At 67.5% G+C, this 16,333-nt stretch carries 20 protein-coding genes and 1 tRNA gene; 9 read left to right on the forward strand and 12 right to left on the reverse strand.

Translation table 11 applies throughout. The annotated features are described in order from the left end of the window. Positions 1–22 precede the first annotated feature (22 nt). The 3 genes from H623_RS18120 to H623_RS18125 form a co-directional block, all read right to left on the reverse strand. Complete coding sequence (locus tag H623_RS18120; RefSeq protein WP_022900020.1) at positions 23–1,171, reverse strand: ABC transporter substrate-binding protein; 1,149 nt, start codon at positions 1,169–1,171, stop codon at positions 23–25. A gap of 155 nt (positions 1,172–1,326) precedes the next feature. Then, the gene (locus H623_RS21665) at positions 1,327–1,485 is read right to left on the reverse strand and encodes a hypothetical protein (RefSeq protein ID WP_022900021.1); all 159 of its coding nucleotides are present in this window, start codon (positions 1,483–1,485) and stop codon (positions 1,327–1,329) included. Between the two features lie 76 nt (positions 1,486–1,561). Continuing rightward, positions 1,562–2,494, reverse strand: a complete 933-nt coding sequence (locus tag H623_RS18125; RefSeq protein ID WP_051143091.1) for an aldo/keto reductase — start codon at positions 2,492–2,494, stop codon at positions 1,562–1,564. A 111-nt stretch (positions 2,495–2,605) separates the two neighbouring features. Between H623_RS18125 and H623_RS18130 the strand changes: the two genes are divergently transcribed. Then, positions 2,606–3,277 (forward strand): TetR/AcrR family transcriptional regulator, encoded by a 672-nt coding sequence (locus tag H623_RS18130; RefSeq protein WP_022900023.1) that lies wholly within the window; start codon positions 2,606–2,608, stop codon positions 3,275–3,277. 78 nt (positions 3,278–3,355) lie between these two features. On the opposite strand, the gene H623_RS0105910 is transcribed toward H623_RS18130, so the two are convergent. Next, entirely contained in the window at positions 3,356–3,955 is a 600-nt protein-coding gene (locus H623_RS0105910) for a hypothetical protein (protein ID WP_022900024.1), read from the reverse strand. 244 nt (positions 3,956–4,199) lie between these two features. Here H623_RS0105910 and H623_RS0105915 point away from each other — a divergent pair, with 244 nt between their 5' ends. From H623_RS0105915 to H623_RS0105930, 4 genes are all read left to right on the forward strand, one after another. Beyond that, positions 4,200–5,498, forward strand: a complete 1,299-nt coding sequence (locus tag H623_RS0105915) for an LCP family protein (RefSeq protein WP_022900025.1) — start codon at positions 4,200–4,202, stop codon at positions 5,496–5,498. A gap of 138 nt (positions 5,499–5,636) precedes the next feature. Next, positions 5,637–5,725 (forward strand) — tRNA-Ser (locus H623_RS0105920). A 163-nt stretch (positions 5,726–5,888) separates the two neighbouring features. Then, the gene (locus tag H623_RS18135) at positions 5,889–6,521 is read left to right on the forward strand and encodes a TMEM175 family protein (protein WP_022900026.1); all 633 of its coding nucleotides are present in this window, start codon (positions 5,889–5,891) and stop codon (positions 6,519–6,521) included. A 64-nt stretch (positions 6,522–6,585) separates the two neighbouring features. After that, entirely contained in the window at positions 6,586–6,879 is a 294-nt protein-coding gene (locus H623_RS0105930) for a ScoMcrA-related endonuclease (RefSeq protein WP_022900027.1), read from the forward strand. Positions 6,880–6,976: 97 nt separating this feature from the next. Here H623_RS0105930 and H623_RS0105935 read toward each other — a convergent pair whose 3' ends face one another. Both H623_RS0105935 and H623_RS0105940 read right to left on the reverse strand, forming a co-directional pair. Further along, positions 6,977–7,756 (reverse strand): SDR family NAD(P)-dependent oxidoreductase, encoded by a 780-nt coding sequence (locus tag H623_RS0105935; RefSeq protein WP_022900028.1) that lies wholly within the window; start codon positions 7,754–7,756, stop codon positions 6,977–6,979. A 14-nt stretch (positions 7,757–7,770) separates the two neighbouring features. Then, entirely contained in the window at positions 7,771–8,412 is a 642-nt protein-coding gene (locus H623_RS0105940; RefSeq protein WP_022900029.1) for a peroxiredoxin-like family protein, read from the reverse strand. A 142-nt stretch (positions 8,413–8,554) separates the two neighbouring features. On the opposite strand from H623_RS0105940, the gene H623_RS0105945 reads away from it, so the two are divergent. Then, complete coding sequence (locus H623_RS0105945; protein ID WP_026939974.1) at positions 8,555–9,190, forward strand: TetR/AcrR family transcriptional regulator; 636 nt, start codon at positions 8,555–8,557, stop codon at positions 9,188–9,190. A gap of 16 nt (positions 9,191–9,206) precedes the next feature. Here the strand turns inward: H623_RS0105945 and H623_RS0105950 are convergent, their stop codons facing one another. The 3 genes from H623_RS0105950 to H623_RS0105960 are packed head-to-tail and all read right to left on the reverse strand — an operon-like array spanning position 9,207 to position 12,534. After that, positions 9,207–10,604 (reverse strand): hypothetical protein, encoded by a 1,398-nt coding sequence (locus tag H623_RS0105950; protein ID WP_022900031.1) that lies wholly within the window; start codon positions 10,602–10,604, stop codon positions 9,207–9,209. Beyond that, positions 10,601–11,692, reverse strand: a complete 1,092-nt coding sequence (locus tag H623_RS0105955) for an NAD-dependent epimerase/dehydratase family protein (protein WP_022900032.1) — start codon at positions 11,690–11,692, stop codon at positions 10,601–10,603. The genes H623_RS0105950 and H623_RS0105955 overlap by 4 nt, the downstream gene beginning before the upstream one ends. Then, positions 11,692–12,534: an S-methyl-5'-thioinosine phosphorylase gene (locus H623_RS0105960; protein WP_022900033.1), complete on the reverse strand. Its 843-nt coding sequence runs from the start codon at positions 12,532–12,534 to the stop codon at positions 11,692–11,694. Before H623_RS0105960 ends, H623_RS0105955 begins: the two co-directional genes overlap by 1 nt. A gap of 163 nt (positions 12,535–12,697) precedes the next feature. Between H623_RS0105960 and H623_RS22135 the strand changes: the two genes are divergently transcribed. The 3 genes from H623_RS22135 to H623_RS18145 are packed head-to-tail and all read left to right on the forward strand — an operon-like array spanning position 12,698 to position 14,336. Continuing rightward, on the forward strand, positions 12,698–13,267 hold the full coding sequence (locus H623_RS22135) for a hypothetical protein (RefSeq protein WP_245558910.1): 570 nt from the start codon (positions 12,698–12,700) through the stop codon (positions 13,265–13,267). Continuing rightward, on the forward strand, positions 13,264–13,875 hold the full coding sequence (locus tag H623_RS22140; RefSeq protein ID WP_245558912.1) for a molybdopterin-dependent oxidoreductase: 612 nt from the start codon (positions 13,264–13,266) through the stop codon (positions 13,873–13,875). Before H623_RS22135 ends, H623_RS22140 begins: the two co-directional genes overlap by 4 nt. Then, complete coding sequence (locus H623_RS18145) at positions 13,872–14,336, forward strand: hypothetical protein (protein ID WP_051143092.1); 465 nt, start codon at positions 13,872–13,874, stop codon at positions 14,334–14,336. The genes H623_RS22140 and H623_RS18145 overlap by 4 nt, the downstream gene beginning before the upstream one ends. Here the strand turns inward: H623_RS18145 and H623_RS0105975 are convergent. Genes H623_RS0105975 through H623_RS18150 form a run of 3 tightly spaced genes read right to left on the reverse strand, consistent with a single transcriptional unit; the run spans position 14,275 to position 16,297 of the window. After that, a complete protein-coding gene (locus H623_RS0105975) occupies positions 14,275–14,988 on the reverse strand; it encodes a class I SAM-dependent methyltransferase (protein WP_084485671.1) in 714 nt (237 codons plus the stop codon). The genes H623_RS18145 and H623_RS0105975 overlap by 62 nt on opposite strands. Next, positions 14,985–15,635 (reverse strand): TIGR04282 family arsenosugar biosynthesis glycosyltransferase, encoded by a 651-nt coding sequence (locus tag H623_RS0105980; protein ID WP_022900036.1) that lies wholly within the window; start codon positions 15,633–15,635, stop codon positions 14,985–14,987. The genes H623_RS0105975 and H623_RS0105980 overlap by 4 nt, the downstream gene beginning before the upstream one ends. After that, a complete protein-coding gene (locus tag H623_RS18150; protein WP_022900037.1) occupies positions 15,632–16,297 on the reverse strand; it encodes a glycosyltransferase family 2 protein in 666 nt (221 codons plus the stop codon). The genes H623_RS0105980 and H623_RS18150 overlap by 4 nt, the downstream gene beginning before the upstream one ends. Positions 16,298–16,333: the final 36 nt, after the last annotated feature.

A 16,333-nucleotide genomic window follows, 5' to 3' on the forward strand; every position in this document is an offset into this window, starting at 1 on the left:
CCCGCCGACGTGGCCATGCCGCTCAGCCGGCGGCCGCCTGCACCTTGGTCTGGACCTCCTGGAACGTCGGATACGTGTCGGGGTTGACGACGAACGTCGTCAACTTGTCGAAGTCAACGTCCGGCCCGCCGAAGATGAGGTCGCGCTCCTTCACGTCGGAGGGCAGCTTGCTCTTCAGTCCCTTCAGCGACGCCGGGTAACCGAGATAGACGGTTTCATTCACCTGGACCTTCGGCGTCAACTGGTATTCGAGGAACTGGTAGCTCCGCTCGAGGTCGGGAGCGTTCTTCGCGATCGAGAAACTGTCCACCCACAGCTCGCTCGTCGGGCCGGGCACGACCCACTTGAGCTTCGGGTTGAGAAGGATGGCGTTGCGGGCGTACGCCTGGTTCGCGAGTGCCATCACGATGGCGCCGCTCGCCATGGCGTTGGCGTCGAAGGCGGAGAACGTCTTCACGTGCTTCGCGAAGCCGACGAGGAAGTCCTCGGTGCCCTTGATGTCGGAGATCTTCTTCGTGTTCAGGTCTTTGCCCTGCATCCACAGCGCCGGTCCGACGGTCTCCTCCGCGGCGCTCGTCATGCGGATGCGCCCGCTCACGCCGGGCTTGGCGCCCGCGTCGAAGAAGTCCTGCCAGGTCTTGATCTCGCCACCGGTGGCATCCGGATCGTAGACCACGCCGAGCAGACCCCAGTCCTTCGGGATGGAGTACTTGTTGCCCGGGTCGTAGTTGCGGTTCAGCAGGGACTGATCAAGATGCTTCAGGTCGAGCCGATCGAGGTCGAGCTCTTCGAGCAGGCCCTTGCCTGCGATCTGCTTGATCCAGCCCGACGAGGGGACGACGATGTCGTAGCCCGCGCCGGCCGCGGAGTTGAGCTTGGTGAAGAGCGTGTTCGTATCGGTGTACGTGGAGATCTTGGGCGTCACGCCGTACTTCTTGGCGTAGGCGGCGAGGTCGTCCTTGGAGAAGTAGTCAGGCCAGCTGTAGATGTTCAGCTGGTTCGTGAGCTTCGCGGACGCCGTCGCCGAGCCCCCCGACCCGGTCGACGAGCAGGCGGCCAGGAACGCGGCGAGCGGCGTAAGCGCCGCGGCGCCGAGAACGGTGCGGCGGCTTACCGAGCCGGTCAGGGTGCGGGAAAGGGCGGAGTCAACGCCTGGGCGCGCGGTGCTCATGACAGTTCCTTTGCTGTGGGGCCCCTCGCCGCGCGGGTTGTGCCATCGCGGCGGCGGTCGGGGGAATGGAGGATGCCTCACAACAAAGGTAATCACCGCGCCCAGGCGTCGGCGTGGCCGCGGTCACCGGACGTAATGCGAAGGTGCTCAGGCGCTCACACGCTTCGCCGCACGAGCCGGATGATCCCCACGATCACAGCGATGATCAGAATGATGATTCCGATCCAGAGCAGGAACTTCGCTGCTCCGATGAAGATGCCCAGCAGGAGCAGGACGATGCCGACGATGAGAAGGAGTATGGCGAGACCAATCATCCCGTCACTCTGACCGGTCGCCTCCGGCGTAAACACCCCTTGCTTCCCCGCGTGGAGTGTGCTTCTGGTCGGGCGGTCAGGCGCTCCGTGGCATCCACTCGATCCCCGTTCCGCCGACGGGAACGAGGTCGTCGAGCTCAGCGAGCGTCGTCGGATCGAGGGCGACGTCGACGGCCGCCAGGTTCTCCGCCAGGTGGGCCGCGTGGGACGTTCCGGGGATGATCAGCGTGTTCGGCGTGCGCTGCAGCAGCCAAGCGAGCCCGACCTGAGCAGGTGACGCGTCGAGCCGCTCGGCCGCCGCACGCACGGCGGGCTGCTCCGTCACCTTCGGGTAGCGCGGGAACCCTCCGCCGAGGGGGAAGAAGGGGACCCAGGCGATTCCCTCGGCGAGGGTGAGTCGCAGCATGTCTTCGAAGTAGCGCTCGACCAGGCTGTACGCGTTCTGCACCGCGGCGATGCCGACCGGAAGCGCTCGCCGAAGGGTGTCGGTCGTGATCGCGCTGAGGCCGACCGCGCCGATCATGCCCGCGTCGCGCAGCGAGGTCATCACGTCGAGCTGGTCGTCGAGCGGCACCGCCTGGTCACCCTCCGCGCTCAGGCCCGGGCCGACGTCCAGGCGGCGCAGGTACACCAGGTCGAGGTGATCGCGCCGCAGCGACCGCAGGTTGTCCTCGACGCTCGCGCGCAGCTCTTCCGGCCGTTGCGCCGCTCGCAGCGGGAGCGGACCGTCTGAGTCCGTGGTCGCTCCCACCTTCGTGGCGATCACCACATCATCACGATCGTCGACGACGCGGCCGATCACGTCGTTCACGAAGCCGGCACCGTAGAACTCGGCCGTGTCGAGGTGGTTCACTCCGGCGTCGAGAGCGGATTGCAGAACGGATGCCGCGACATCCGGATGCGCGGAAAGCTTCTCCAGTTGCATGGCGCCGTAGCCCATGCGTGCGACGGTCGTGCCGGCCAGCGCGAACTCGCCGCCGGGCACCGGGCGATCTGAGGTGGGTGACATCGGGACTCCTGTTCTCGTGATGAACCATCCCATCCGCGAACTCTCGGGCTAAGATGAAGATGAATCGGAGGGCTCTCCGGTTACTGAGTAGAATAGCGGAGGATCCTCCGGATGTCGAGCAGTGTTCCTGTGCCTGCCCGCAACACCACGGCGCGGGCGATCGGTGACAGTCCCGCCGATGGGGCGAACGGGACCCCGGCGCCCGCTGAAGGAGGAGCCGGCGCACGCAAGCCGCGGGCGGATGCCATCCGCAATCGGGCTCTGCTGCTCAGCGCAGCGCGCAACGCTTTCGCGTCGGCGAACGACGATGCCGACGTCTCCCTCGACGCCATCGCTCGGGCGGCCGGCGTGGGAATCGGCACGCTCTACCGCAACTTTCCGACGCGGGAGGCGCTCGTCGAGGCGCTGTATGCGAGCGAGCTCGACGAGGTGGTGGAGGCCGCATCGGTTCTGCTGGCCGAGCGGCGCCCTGGCAACGAAACGATGCGCCGCTGGATGGACCGCTACACCCGCTTCGTCGCCGCGAAGCAAGGCATGCCTAGTGCCCTCCGCATGGCGTGGGCATCAGGTTCGGTCAGCATGCGCGATACCCGCGCGCGCATCCGCGACACCGTCGCCGAACTGTTGGCGGCGGGAGCGGAGGACGGCACTCTTCGGTCCGATGTGACGGCCGACGACCTGACCGACATGCTCGTCGGCGTCTTCGTGGCAACCGGTGACGCGAAGAACACTGAGCGGGTGGGACGGCTCTTGGATCTGCTGATGGACGGATTGCGACCGTAGCGCTACGGGGCTGCTCGCCACCGCTGTATCGGCGGCACGCCGCACGGTCGGGTGCAGTCGGTACAGGAACCCCGCGGCTCAGCCTTCCCCTGTTAGCGCCTCCAGCTCGGCGCGCAGGCCGGCCAGCTCGATGTCGCGGTCGATGGGATCGAGCTGCGACGGGGCATCCGGTGTGTATTGCAGCGCGTGATCGAGGAGCGAGGTGCTCATCTCTTCCCATGCCTCCTGCCTTGCCTGCTCGATGAGGTCGAGAAGGTAGTCCTCTTCGTCGGCCTTCTGCCGAAGCTGCGAGGCCGCCTGCGTCGCGACCATGAGCCGGTGCCTCACGTTGGGCTCGTCACCTCGCCGATAGTCGTGAACGTGTTCGGCGCGCCCCATGCGGCCGATGGTGTGCGCGAGCTCTTCCGTGAGCCTGTCGGATGCCTCCTGCGATTCGTCGGCGAGCTCTCGGAACGTGTCGGATGCCAGCGGCAGGTACGCCTGCGCGTCATACACCCGAGGAGAGATCACCGCGTCGACGGCGATGGCGTTCTTCAGGCGCAGCCTCGCGGCGTACTCGGAGATCATCAGGCCTTCTGAGACGGACTGCTCCACGGTCGCCGGCGGCGGCACCACGACGGCGGCATCGTTGTACGGCTTGAGGATGCGCCGCGTGCGCCACCGATCGAACCAGCCCACCGGCCCCTCCTCTACCAGGGTTAAAGGTACCGGCACGCGCCCCGCCGCAGAGGATGCGGTGCCGCCCGATCGGACGCCGATCGCCGGGTCCCGTGCCGCTGGTCACGCCATGACGGCAACGGCGACCGGAAACGTTCTCAGCTTGCACCCAGCTGTTGCCGGGTTTCCCTGAGCCGGGTCGCTTAGCCTCGACATCGGGCTCGGCTGCGAGCCCCGCGAATCAGCGGCATTCCGAGAGGCGCACATGACCGATCACGAGACCCGGCACAGCCGTGCTGCGGCACGTGCTGCGCGGTCGCGCGCCGGCATCGCGCGGCATGGCCGCCTTCGCTCGCATCCCTGGGCCACCTTCGGCAAGGTCATCGCCTCCATCGTCGCCGTGTCCGTCGTGAGCGTCCTCGGCATCGCGGGCGTGGCCGCCGTCAACCTGGTGAGCGACACGAAGAAGTCGTTCCATCTGAGCGGTGAAAGCAGCCAGGATGTTCCGAATGTCGCCGAGCTCAAGGGCGGGGTGAACATCCTGATCGCGGCATCCGACACGCGAAGCGGCCAGGGCGACTCCTGGGGCTCGCTCGACGATAGCGAGGGCGCGGGCAACAACGACGTGACGATGCTGCTGCACCTCTCATCCGACCACACGCACGCGATCGTGGTCAGTTATCCGCGCGACCTGATGGTGCCGATCCCGGCCTGCGGAGACAACGACGCCCAGTATCAGGCGCAGTTCAACACGACGCTCTCCGAAGGCGGCATGAGCTGCGTGGCCGACACCGTCACCCAGATGACGGGCGTCAAGATCCCGTTCGCGGCGATGATTACCTTCGAGGGAGTCGTCGCCATGTCGAACGCCGTGGGCGGCGTGCAGGTGTGCATCGGCGGAGACGGCATCGACGACCCTGACACGAGCCTCAACCTGCCCGCCGGCAACGTGACGCTCGAGGGGCAGAATGCCGCCGAGTTCCTGCGCACCCGGCACGGTGTCGGCGACGGCTCCGACCTCTCCCGCATCAGCAACCAGCAGGTGTTCCTCTCCTCGCTGGTGCGCACGATCATGAGCAACGACACCTTGACCAACCCGGCGAAAGTCTGGGGCCTGGCGAAGGCGACGACCAAGAACGTCTCGCTCTCCGACAGCCTGAACAACGTGACGACGCTGTACCAGATCGCGATGGCGCTCAAGGGGCTGAGCTGGAGCAACATCGCGTTCGTGCAGTACCCGACCGTGGAAGATCCCGACAACGTGAACCGAGTGGTCCCTGACGAGGATGCCGCCCAGACGCTCAACAACGCGATCATCAACGATCAGTACATCCAGATCACCGGCGGTACCGGCGACGGCTCGGTCACCTCGTCCGACCAGCCGGCGACGCAGCCGTCGGGCGCGAGTACCTCCTCGAGCAGCAAGGGCACGTCGAGCAGCAAGAAGAAGTCGAAGGGCACGAGCACCTCGACGCCTGCTCCGACTTCGACTCCCGTGCAACTGAGCGAGAACGTGCACGGTCAGACCGCCGCGACGCAGACCTGCTCGAACGGCGCCGGCTGACCCTGCCCCGGGGCTGCATTGCCATCACCCCATGGATGGCCCGGGCCGATGGGTTTCGAGCATCGGATGCCCGGTTCGGCCGAGCCTCCAGCGTCCGTTATGATGGTCTGCGTGTGTCCGCCAGGGGCGGCCGCACATGGAGACGTCGCATAGTCCGGTCGAGTGCACCACCCTGCTAAGGTGGAGTCCCCGCAAGGGGACCGAGGGTTCAAATCCCTCCGTCTCCGCAGAACATTTGCTGGTCAGGCGCCGATCGTCGGCGATTCGGCGCGTCGATCAGCCACGACGAACCCCTAGCAGGGCGTTCAATCGGCCGCGTCAGGAGCGTTGCGGCCACATGGATCCTCCTATGAGCGTCGCCGTCGCGGGTGAACTCGGCAGAATCACGTTATGGCCAAGCGCGCTCCCAGTACCACAAGCCGGCTATCCGCATACACGGACGCGGTGTTCGCCGTCATCATCACGATCATGGCGTTGGAGATCCGCCCTCCCGACTCTCCCACCCTCGCCGGACTTTTCTCGCTGTGGCCGACGGTCGTCAGCTATGCAGTCAGTTATGTGTTCGTCGCCATCATCTGGATGAACCATCACTATCTGATGGGATACAGCTCGGCTCCGACCGTCAGACTGATCTGGCTGAACTTCGGCCATCTCTTCTTTGTGTCGCTGCTGCCCTTCGCCACGAGCTGGATGGCAGACACGGAGTTGGCCCATCTGCCCGTGATCACCTACGCGATCCTGTTCGTCGTCACCGACGGCATGTACAACCTCTTCGAGCGTGAGATCCTCCGGCATTCCGACGCCTTCACCCCGCGCGAATACGTCACCATTCGGCGGCGTTCCCTGGCCGCTCTCGCCCTGTTCACGCTTGCGGCGATCGCTGCATTCTTCGAACCCTGGGTCGGGTTCGGCATCGTCTGCGTCGCACTCGCGCTGCACTTACGGCCGGATGTCCCGCGCTGGCTCATCAGAGCACGGCGCGGGCACGGTGCTGGCGGCGACGACCCGTCGGGCGCCGAATGAACCCGAGGTTCGAGCGCTACTGTGTGGACCGATCGAAGGCGAGACAGGCGGGAGTACACCAAGCATGAGCACGCACATCGATTGGGATCGAGTCACCGCGGAGCACGTTCAGTCTGCGCTCGAGGACTATGACAGGCTCGGGCCGGATGCCTTCTTCGCCGCGCACGGCTACGCCCCGACCACCACCTATGAACTGGTGCAGTCGGGTCGCGCGTACCCGCCGAAAGCGATCCTCGGCACCGCCTACGAGCTCGCCACAGGAACCCGGCTGAGCCCCACTGATTTCGAGGGCGGCAAGAGCGGAGCCGTCAAGATCCTCGCCACGCTCGGATTCACCGTCGAGCCCAAGCACCGGTGAGATCCGCGCTGCCGCGGCGAACGCTACGTTCGGCCGACCATGACCGACGTCTCGCCTGACAGCGCGCCGCCATGCGCCGTGACATCGATGGGCGAAGTCACGGCGCTGACAGGTCGTCTGCGACATCCCAGATCTGCCCGCTGGCGTCACCATCGTGGAGCAGATGTGTCATGAGTCCTTCCGCCGATCGAGTTGCCGTGATCAGTCGTCCGGAATCGTGCATGCCCGTGAACCGGTCGTGGAGTCCGCGTCCGATGCGGTCCGGATCCTGTGCCCGGATCCACTCCTGCATCGCGGTGTCGACGGTGCCCGGTCGGTAGACGTTCGCCGTCACGCCCGTTCCGTGCAGCTCCACGGCGAGGTTGAGCGTGTGGGCTTCCAGCCCGGACTTCGAGGTCGCGTAGACCGTGCCGCCCACCATGGAGCCCGGATGCTCCGCGATCCCGCTGGACACGTTGACCACCCGACCGAAACCGCGAGCCGCCATCCCACCGACGAAGGCTCCCGCGAGCAGGATCGGCGCGATCACGTTCAGCTCAAGCGCGCGACGCACCTCACGGGCGTCCAGCGAAGCGGTCGGCCCGAGAGGGGCGACGGTCGCTGCCGCCGACACCAGGATGTCGATGCTTGCGTCCGTCTCGAGCGCGGCGGTGACCTTGTCGACACCAGACGGCTTCGCAAGATCGATCGCCAGCGTCGTGGCGGCGGCACCCGATGCCCTGACTCGAGCGGCGGTGCGCTCCAGCTCGGTCGCCGATCGCGCCACGATGATCACCGTCGCGGCACCCGCGATCGCCAACTGCTCCGCGATGGCCGCGCCGATCCCTCGTCCGCCTCCGGTCACCAATGCCGTTCGACCGCTCACCATCGAATCCATGCTGGCCCTTCCTTTCACAGGCCGAGGCGGTCCATGGCCGCCACGATTTCGCTCGGCTCCGTACGGCTCGAGTAGTCCGGGTGCACGTCGATCCAGGCCAGGTTGCCCATCCGATCGACGATCGCCGTGGTGGGCATCGGCAGCGTCGTGGTTCCGTCGGCGTTGACCTGCTCGAGGTCGAGTCCGTGCTCGAGCTGAGCGTGCCTCGCGTCATCGCTGGGACGGGTGAGGATGCCCAGGAGTGACGCGAGTCGGTTGCCGGGGTCGGAGAGCACGGCGAAGTCCAGATCGTGCTTCTGCTTCATGGTCAACGACCCGTCGGGCTTCTGCGGGCTCACCGCCACCAGAACCGCATCGCGCTCGACGAGAATCGGGCTCAGTTCACGCCGATAGGCCGAGAGGGCGAGATTGCAGTACGGGCACCACGCGCCGCGATAGAACACGACGACAGCGGTCCGGCCGCCGATCACCTCGGAAAGCCGTACGGCTTCCGACAGCGGAGTGAGGAGTTCCGCATCGGGAAAGGTCTCTCCCGGTGAGACCGCGGCGTGCACATGCAATCGGTGCTGCTCCGCTTGTTCTCGAGCCCAGACATCCTGTCGGTCGCTACCGGCGGTCATGGTCTCGACGGCGTCGCGGATGGGGGTCTCAGTCATCGGTCGAGGTCCTCACTGATGGATGGAATGTACTGACTGGTACAGTGATAGCAACCCAAAAATGTACTCGCAAGTACAAAACCAACCCAAGCGAAGGAGTCCCGTGAAGGCGCACGTGGCGTCATCGTCAGCAGGAGACGTCATGCCCGCGAACCGATGGCGGCTGCCGCCGACCAGAAAGGGCCAGGAGACGAGGGAGCGCATCGTGAGTTCGGCGGCTGCCCTGATGTTCCGCAACGGAGTGGAAGGCACGACGCTCGACGAGGTCACCGAGTCGGCGCACGTGGGAAAGTCGCAGATCTACCACTATTTCGACGACAAGGCCGCACTGGTCGCGGCGGTCGTCGAATACCAGGCGACACAGGTGCTCGATGCGGGCGGCCCCCAGACGATGACCCTCGACTCCTGGGCGGCCTGGGATGCTTGGCGCGAGGCGGTCGTCACGTCGTATGCGGCATCCGGTTGCGTCGGCGGATGCCCGATCGGCTCGTTGTCGGGCGAGCTCGCGGATCGCGACGAGGACTCCAGGGTGCGTCTCGCCGCCGCATTCGAGCGCTGGCAACGCGGATTCGAGCATGGCCTCGCCTCGATGAGGGAAGCCGGGGCCCTTCGCGCCGACGCGGATGTCCCGACCCTGGCGACCTGCGTCCTCGCCTCGCTCGAGGGCGGGCTCCTGCTGTCTCAGGTCACCAAGTCGGAGCACGCCCTGCGCACCGCGCTCGACGGCGCGATCGCCCTCCTGCGCTCCTGGAGCCCGGAGGAATACTCGCGCCCGTAAGCGGGCGCGGCGACCGTCACCAGCCGGTGAACAGCAGGTGCTGGACGAGCAGGGCCGTCACCAGCTGGATCACCAGGCCCCAACTGCGCCACCGGGGAGACAGCAGCGCGGCGCCCACGAGCATCCAGGGCTCGAACGGAAGCCAGATGCGCTCCACTTCCGCCTTGCTCATACCGGAGAGGTCGGCGACCAGCACGCAGGCCGCTGCGGCGAGGCCGAGCAGCGCGACAGTCCGGGTCTGACTCGTGAGCCTGTGGAGGGCATCCCGTGTTCTCGCGCCTGCGGCCGCCAGTGCGGAACCCGCCAGTGGCCCGGCGCTGCACGCGAGCGCCGCCAGGTTCCCCCACACCCAGTATGAATACGGGCGATTCTTCTGGACGCCGTCGTAGTAGCGGCGCACCAGCACCGGATACGCGTCCCACCACAGGAATCCTCCCGCCGCGAACGCGAGCACCACCACGAGTGCGGAACCGGCTGCCCAGGGCAGGGGCCGCCATGACCTGGCTGCCAGGAGTACGGCCAGCGCGAGGATGCCCAGCACGGGGAGCCCGTAGGACATCATCACGCAGTACCCGAGCAGAAGTCCGGCCCCGAGCGCCCAGGCGATCGCTCCGACGCGCCGGTCGGAGCGCGCCGCGAAGGCCAGACAGCACAGACCCCAGGCGGCGGTGGCGGCGAAGACGGCGTCCGCCGACACCGCCATCCACACCGCTGCAGGACCCAGCGCGACGATCGGTGCCGCTCGGCGCGCTGCCGTTTCCGCGCCCAGCCTGCGCAGGGTGATCAGAACGGCGACCGCCGTCGTCCCGGCCACCGCGATGACCGAGAAGCCCGCCCCGAGTCCACTTCCCAGTCCGAGATGCACGAGCGCGACGAAGAAGAACAGTGCACCGGGCGGATGACCCGCGATGTGCACCGGCCAGTGGTCCGGGCTGTGCAACGGGATGCGAGAGACGTACTCGTGCAGCACGGCGATGGGGTCGGTCACGGAGCGCGCGGTGTTCAGGTACTCGTATCCCGTGTCGAGGATGTGACCGATGCCGACGAGGCCGTCCACGGTGGCGAGGGCGAGCATCCACGCCAGACCGTAGCCGAACGTCAGAAGGAGAAGCCTGCCCCACGGCAGACGCGAGGCCCACGGGGCGAAGATCACCGCCGCGGTCGCGAGAGCGAGGGCGGGGACAGTGCCGGGGCCGACACGGGGCATCCAGTGCGCGTGAAGGGGCGGGAACGACTTGACGTGCACGTTCCACCCGGTGAGCGCAGGCACGAGGATGCCCGCCGCCATCACGGCGACGGCGGCGGCGAGTCCGAGCGCGGCGGTGCGTGATCGTACAGAGGGCAGGTCGTCTCGCTCGTGCCGTTGCCCGTGCTCCGCCGAAGAGTGCGAGGCCGGCGCACCGCTCGCCGTCATCGTTCGGCGGACCGGCGTTCGACCGCGGGCCGCAGCACGGCGGCGGCGAACTCGCGCACGCCCCGCTCGAAATCGACCTGCGCCGTGAACCCGAGCTCGCGGCTCGCACGACGAGCGGATGCCGTGATGTGGCGGACATCGCCGAGCCGGAACTCGCCCGTGACGATCGGATCGGGTCCGCCGTACGCGCGACTCAGGGCGGCGGCGAACTCCCCGACCGTGTGGGGGTGGCCGCTGGCGATGTTGAAGGCACGAACGTCGCCGGGCTCCCGGCCGGAGGTCCACTCGATCGCGGCGAGGTTCGCCCGCGCGACATCGGCGACATGCACGAAGTCCCTGCGCTGCGCGCCGTCCTCGAACACCTGCGGTGCATCGCCCCGCTCGAGCGCGGACCGGAACAGCGAGGCGACTCCTGCGTACGGCGTGCCGCCCGGCATCCGCGGACCGTACACGTTGTGGTACCGGAGCATCGCGGCCACTCCGCCGCCGGCCCTGGCCCAGGCGCGCACCAGGTTTTCCTGGGCGACCTTGGTCGCGGCGTAGACGTTGCGCGGGTCCAGCGGCGCGTCTTCGTCGATCGGCTCTGGCTGCATCGGTAGGCCGGTGCGAGGCGAGAGCGGTTCGAAACGTCCGGCCGCCAGGTCGGTCTGCGAGCGTGCAAGAGCGGAGGCGCTGCCAAGGGCGTCGCGGTAGCGACCTTCTCCGTAGACCACCATCGAGGAAGCGAGGACGAGCCGCCTGATCCCTCGTCGCGCAGCCTGCGTCAGCAGCACGGCCGTGCCGAGGTCGTTGCTGTCGACGTAGTCGGTCGTGTCGTCGAAGTCGACACCGAGACCGACCTTCGCGGCGTGGTGGCTGATCACGTCGATGTCGTCGAGAGCATCGAAGACCGCCGACGCGTCGCGAACGTCGGCGTGGACCACCTCGACATCCGACGGGAGACGACGGCCGAGCCCGATGTCGGATGATGCGTGCACGTCCCCGCGCCACGAATCGAGCACCCTGACCGGCCAGCCGCGTTCAACCGCGGCTTCGACGACTTGCGATCCGATGAACCCGGCACCGCCCGTCACCAGAACGTGCGGCATCAGGCGACGACCTCCGCGTCGAGAATGCGACGAACGGCATCATCGGGCACGCGCGGCCGTGCCCGATAGTCGTGCGGGATCGCCGTGGCGATCGTGGTGACCGCAGCTCGGATCCGCGAGCCGGCCGAAGCCATGCGATCGAGCACCGCGGCGGGGTCGACGGCGTCGTCTTCGGACTCGCCGGCGTCGGAGTCCGTGACGTATGACAGATTGACCAGCCCGAGGTTCAGCTCGGCGGCGAGCGCGACCTCCGGATACTGGGTCATGTTGACGATGTCGGCGCCGAGCGTGCGGTACCACCGTGACTCCGCGCGGGTGGAGAAGCGCGGCCCCTGGACGACCACGGTCGTGCTCGAGGAGCGAACCGACTCTCCTGCCTGCTCGAGGGCGCCCGTCGCGATCGTGCGCAATCGGGTGCAGTACGGGTCGGAGAACGGAAGGTGCTGCACGTCGGCACCGTCGAAGAACGTGTCATCCCTTCCCCAGGTGCGGTCGATGAGCTGGTCGGGAATGACGAAGGTTCCCGGAGGGATGTCGGGGGAGAGCGATCCGACGGCCGATGCCGAGACGATGGCGTTCACGCCCAGCGACGCCATGGCCCAGATGTTCGCGCGGTACGGGATGCGGTGCGGCGGCAGCGTGTGCGCCGTGCCGTGTCGGGCCAGGAACGCCACGGGGACGCCGCCGAGATCGCCGATCGTGATCGGCGACGACGTTGGACCGTACGGCGTGGACACGTCGAGCGTCTCGGCGCGATCGAGCAGCGAGTAGAGGCCCGAGCCCCCGATGATGCCCACGGCTGCTACCGGGGAGCGCGAGGTCTTGTCGTGGAAGGGGGGCATGGAGTCCTTTCGTCCTGTTCACCCTCCGCGACGGGGCGGGACCGGGCATCCTCCGAACGCTTACGATCCGGTGACGGTCAGCAGGCGTGGCGGGGCCGTGGATGTCTGCGGACGGTAAGGATTCCCGCATCCCGCACCGCGTCGCGATGCGAAGACTGACGTCGTGACCCATTTCACCGACCTCGTTGCGGAGCGGCTGTCCGCCGGATCCAGACTCGCGCAGCGGTCACTGCGGTCGCCGGCACGAACGAAGCGCATGGCCGTCGTGCTCGGGAGGATCCTCGCTCTCGCGTTCGTCGTCTGCTTTCTCACCGGCCTCTACAGTCATCTGCTGCAGGACCCGCTTCCCGGCATGCGATTTCCCACCAGCCCTTCCTGGCTCTACCAGGTCACCCAAGGGGTGCACATCACGGTCGGGCTCGCACTGCTTCCCCTGCTGCTGGCCAAACTGTGGACCATCTATCCCGTGCTGTTCCGATGGCCGGCGATCGCGTCCTGGCGCGATGCGGTCGAGCGAGGGCTGATCGCCGTTCTCGTCTCCTCCGCACTGCTCGAGCCGGTGATCGGTCTGATCAACACGTTCCAGTGGTATCCGTGGCCGTTCTCCTTCCGCAGAGTCCACTACGGATTGGCGTGGCTCATCGTGGGCGGGATCGCGCTGCACATCGCCTTCAAGCTTCCGATCATCGCTCGACACTGGCGCAGGGGTCACGACGACGAGGAGCCGGTATGAGCGATTCCGGCAAAACGACTCGTCGTGGTCTGCTCATCGGGATCGGCGCTACGGCCGCCACGCTGATCGCCCTCACGGCGGGACAGTCGTTCGGGGTGCTCTCCTCGCTCAACCTGTTCGCACCGCGTCGGCACGGCGGCGGACCGCAGGGCCTGCCGGTGACTCGCACCGCCGAGCAGGCGAAGGTCGCTCCCACGGCGCTCGATCCTTCCTGGCGACTCAGGGTCATCGACGGGCCATCGGCTCACGAGTATTCGCGGGAGCAGCTGCTCGGTCTCGAACAGACAGACGCCGAGTTGCCCATCGCCTGCGTGGAGGGCTGGAGCACGGATGCCTCGTGGTGCGGCGTTCGCCTGCACGACCTGTTGACGGCGGTGCGGGCGCCGGCCGATGCCGCGGTGCGGCTGACCAGCCTGGAGCCGAAGGGCCACTACCGCACGACGACGATGGGCCCGGAGTTCGCACACGATCCCCGCACCCTGGTGGCTCTCGAGGTCAACGGCGAGCCGCTGGATCTCGATCACGGATACCCTGCGCGCATCATCGCCCCCGGACGCCCCGGCGTGCTGCAGACGAAATGGCTGAGCACGATCGAGGTGATTCGATGAGGCAGCGGACGCTGAGAGCCGCGCGCGCCAGCTGTGCGGTGATCGGTTCCGCGCTCACGGCTGTCGGTGTGTACTTCCTGCTCACCACCGAGCCGCCTGCGGCTCTCGTGGGCCTCGTGGTCTGGCTCGCCGCTGCCGTGTTGTTGCACGACGGCGTGTTCGCCCCCGCGGTCCATCTCGTGAACAGGATGCTCGACCACGGCTCCCGTGGACTTCCGTCGCGTGCCGCGCTGTCGGTTCGGATCCTCTTCGGAGTCGGTGCGATGCTGACCTTGGTCGTGGTTCCCGAACTCGTCGCGCAGGCACGGCCGCACGTCAACCCCACCATTCTGGTCGGGGACTATGCCGTGCGACTTGCGGCGGTGTGGGGCGTCATCCTCGTCGTGACCGCGCTCGTGGTCACGTGGTCGGCCGTGCGTACTCACAGAAGGTTCGTCCGCCGGCAGTCCACTCGCGGGTGAGTCGCAGGCCGGCGCGTCGCGCGTGGTGCCGGAGCGCGTATGCGCCCACGCTCGCCCAACGGAACGTCGCGCTGCTGCGTCCTCGAGCGTCGGAGAGCATGGCGGTGAACGATGCGTCGACGGTGGCATCCGCGTGGCTCTCGACGATCACGGTGCCGCCGGGCGTCAGGAGGGCGAAGACTCTGCGCAGGAGGCGTTGAGGGTCGCCGCCGATCCCGATGTTGCCGTCGATCAGCAGCACTGTTCCCCACCGGCCCTCGCCCGGTAGCGCATCGAACAACGAGCGTCGAAGAACCGGGATGCCCTGGGCGACGGCGAGCTCGCACGCGGCGGGGGAGAGATCGACGCCGAGAGCGGGGCGCCCGGCACTCATGCATGCCTGCACCATGCGCGCGGGGCCGCATCCGAGATCGAGCAGCGGCCCCGTTCCGCGTTCGAGGAGTGCTCTCTCGTGGCGATCGGCTCGAGAGCTGAACCGCCAGACGGGAATGACGTCGACCAATTCCCCTGATGCGAGGTCGTAGAGGAAGATCTGCCGAACGCCTTCGCGAAGGGCCGAATCGTAGGGACCAGTCGCGTCCGAGCCGAAATAGTCGGACGCCTCGTCGGTGGTCTCGGCCACCATCTCGGGCATCGGCTGCGGGTGGCTCATCGCAGGGTTCTCCCCGGCGGCGCCGTCATCGCGAGCCTCTGCGCTGAGCTCACCGCGTGCAGCGAGCTCACCGAGCCGGCGATGGCCTCGAGATCCTCGATCGTGTCGAGATCACGGAGCGTGCGCAATTCACGCACCACCAGCCCGGACCGCTCGAGGCGTGCTCGCTGAAGAACACCGGTATCCGATCGCGACATCGGGATGCCTCGCACCAGCGAGCCTCGCGGGGAGCGCAACCCGAGAGCCCAGAATCCTCCATCGAGTGCCGGCCCGAAGAACGCATCGACTCCGTCGGGCCATCCGTCGAACACACCGGCGAAGTCGGAGGCTTCGACCTGGGGCGTGTCCATGCCGATGAGCACGGCCGGTTCGTCGACGAGGTCGAAGATGTGGGCGAGTCGCTCGTCGAGCGTTCCCCGGGGTTGACGGATGACCTCGTATCCTTCGGCCGCGTCGGGCACCCGGGAGAAGCTGCCGTCGAAGTACAGGATTCGCCGGGTCGCAGGCAAGACGCGCACCGCGGTCAAGGTCGCGGTCAGAGACGCCTGCGCCACTCGCGCCGCATCGGCGAGAGTCAGCGGCGGATGAAGTCGCGTCTTCACCTTGCCCGCGATGCACTCTTTGGCGATCACGATCAGTGCCGTCATCGCGCTACCGAGCGAAGGACTTCGGACATATCGTGCACCGCACCCAGGTAGCCGCGGGCGGTTCCCGTGACCTTCGATCTGCCGATTCTCGGCAGATAGCTCACGTCGACCTCGGCGACACGCCATCCGGCAGCGTGTGCGCCCAGCACCATCTCGAGCGGATAGCCGCTGCGGCGATCGCTCAACCCGAGCGAGAGCAGGTCGTCGCGGCGGGCCGCACGCATCGGGCCGAGGTCATGCACGTCCATGCCCGTGCGGGAGCGCAGGCGTGCTGCGAGAACCCGGTTCGCGAGCCGGGCATGCCACGGCCATGAACCGGGAGCCGCCACTCTGCTTCCCACGACGAGATCCGCGTCACCGCTGCTGACCGGCTCGACGACGCGTGGTAACTGAGCCAGGTCGAGAGATCCATCGCAATCGCAGAAGGCGACGATCTCGGCCGACGACGCGAGGAGCCCGGCATGTGCTGCCGAGCCGAAGCCACGCACGGGCTCCACCACCACGGTCGCCCCGAGCCGACCCGCGATGCGCGCCGACCCGTCCGTCGAGCCGTTGTCGACCACGATCGCCCGGTAGCCATCGGGCAGGGCGCTGAGCACCGTGGGCAGCGCCGGCGCCTCGTCGAGGCACGGCAACACGACATCGACCGTGGGGATATTCACGCTCTCGACGCTAGGGATGCCCGCATCGGCGAGGCA

Source organism: Humibacter albus DSM 18994 (assembly GCF_000421825.1).
GTDB lineage: Bacteria > Actinomycetota > Actinomycetes > Actinomycetales > Microbacteriaceae > Humibacter > Humibacter albus.

Bases quoted from the DNA above. Each gene is read 5' to 3' on its own strand.
- H623_RS18120 (WP_022900020.1), bottom strand. From the start codon at position 1,171: ATGAGCACCGCGCGCCCAGGCGTTGACTCCGCCCTTTCCCGCACCCTG.
- H623_RS21665 (WP_022900021.1), bottom strand. From the start codon at position 1,485: ATGATTGGTCTCGCCATACTCCTTCTCATCGTCGGCATCGTCCTGCTC.
- H623_RS18125 (WP_051143091.1), bottom strand. From the start codon at position 2,494: ATGTCACCCACCTCAGATCGCCCGGTGCCCGGCGGCGAGTTCGCGCTG.
- H623_RS18130 (WP_022900023.1), top strand. From the start codon at position 2,606: ATGTCGAGCAGTGTTCCTGTGCCTGCCCGCAACACCACGGCGCGGGCG.
- H623_RS0105915 (WP_022900025.1), top strand. From the start codon at position 4,200: ATGACCGATCACGAGACCCGGCACAGCCGTGCTGCGGCACGTGCTGCG.
- H623_RS18135 (WP_022900026.1), top strand. From the start codon at position 5,889: ATGGCCAAGCGCGCTCCCAGTACCACAAGCCGGCTATCCGCATACACG.
- H623_RS0105930 (WP_022900027.1), top strand. From the start codon at position 6,586: ATGAGCACGCACATCGATTGGGATCGAGTCACCGCGGAGCACGTTCAG.
- H623_RS0105935 (WP_022900028.1), bottom strand. From the start codon at position 7,756: ATGGATTCGATGGTGAGCGGTCGAACGGCATTGGTGACCGGAGGCGGA.
- H623_RS0105940 (WP_022900029.1), bottom strand. From the start codon at position 8,412: ATGACTGAGACCCCCATCCGCGACGCCGTCGAGACCATGACCGCCGGT.
- H623_RS0105945 (WP_026939974.1), top strand. From the start codon at position 8,555: ATGCCCGCGAACCGATGGCGGCTGCCGCCGACCAGAAAGGGCCAGGAG.
- H623_RS0105950 (WP_022900031.1), bottom strand. From the start codon at position 10,604: ATGACGGCGAGCGGTGCGCCGGCCTCGCACTCTTCGGCGGAGCACGGG.
- H623_RS0105955 (WP_022900032.1), bottom strand. From the start codon at position 11,692: ATGCCGCACGTTCTGGTGACGGGCGGTGCCGGGTTCATCGGATCGCAA.
- H623_RS0105960 (WP_022900033.1), bottom strand. From the start codon at position 12,534: ATGCCCCCCTTCCACGACAAGACCTCGCGCTCCCCGGTAGCAGCCGTG.
- H623_RS22140 (WP_245558912.1), top strand. From the start codon at position 13,264: ATGAGCGATTCCGGCAAAACGACTCGTCGTGGTCTGCTCATCGGGATC.
- H623_RS18145 (WP_051143092.1), top strand. From the start codon at position 13,872: ATGAGGCAGCGGACGCTGAGAGCCGCGCGCGCCAGCTGTGCGGTGATC.
- H623_RS0105975 (WP_084485671.1), bottom strand. From the start codon at position 14,988: ATGAGCCACCCGCAGCCGATGCCCGAGATGGTGGCCGAGACCACCGAC.
- H623_RS0105980 (WP_022900036.1), bottom strand. From the start codon at position 15,635: ATGACGGCACTGATCGTGATCGCCAAAGAGTGCATCGCGGGCAAGGTG.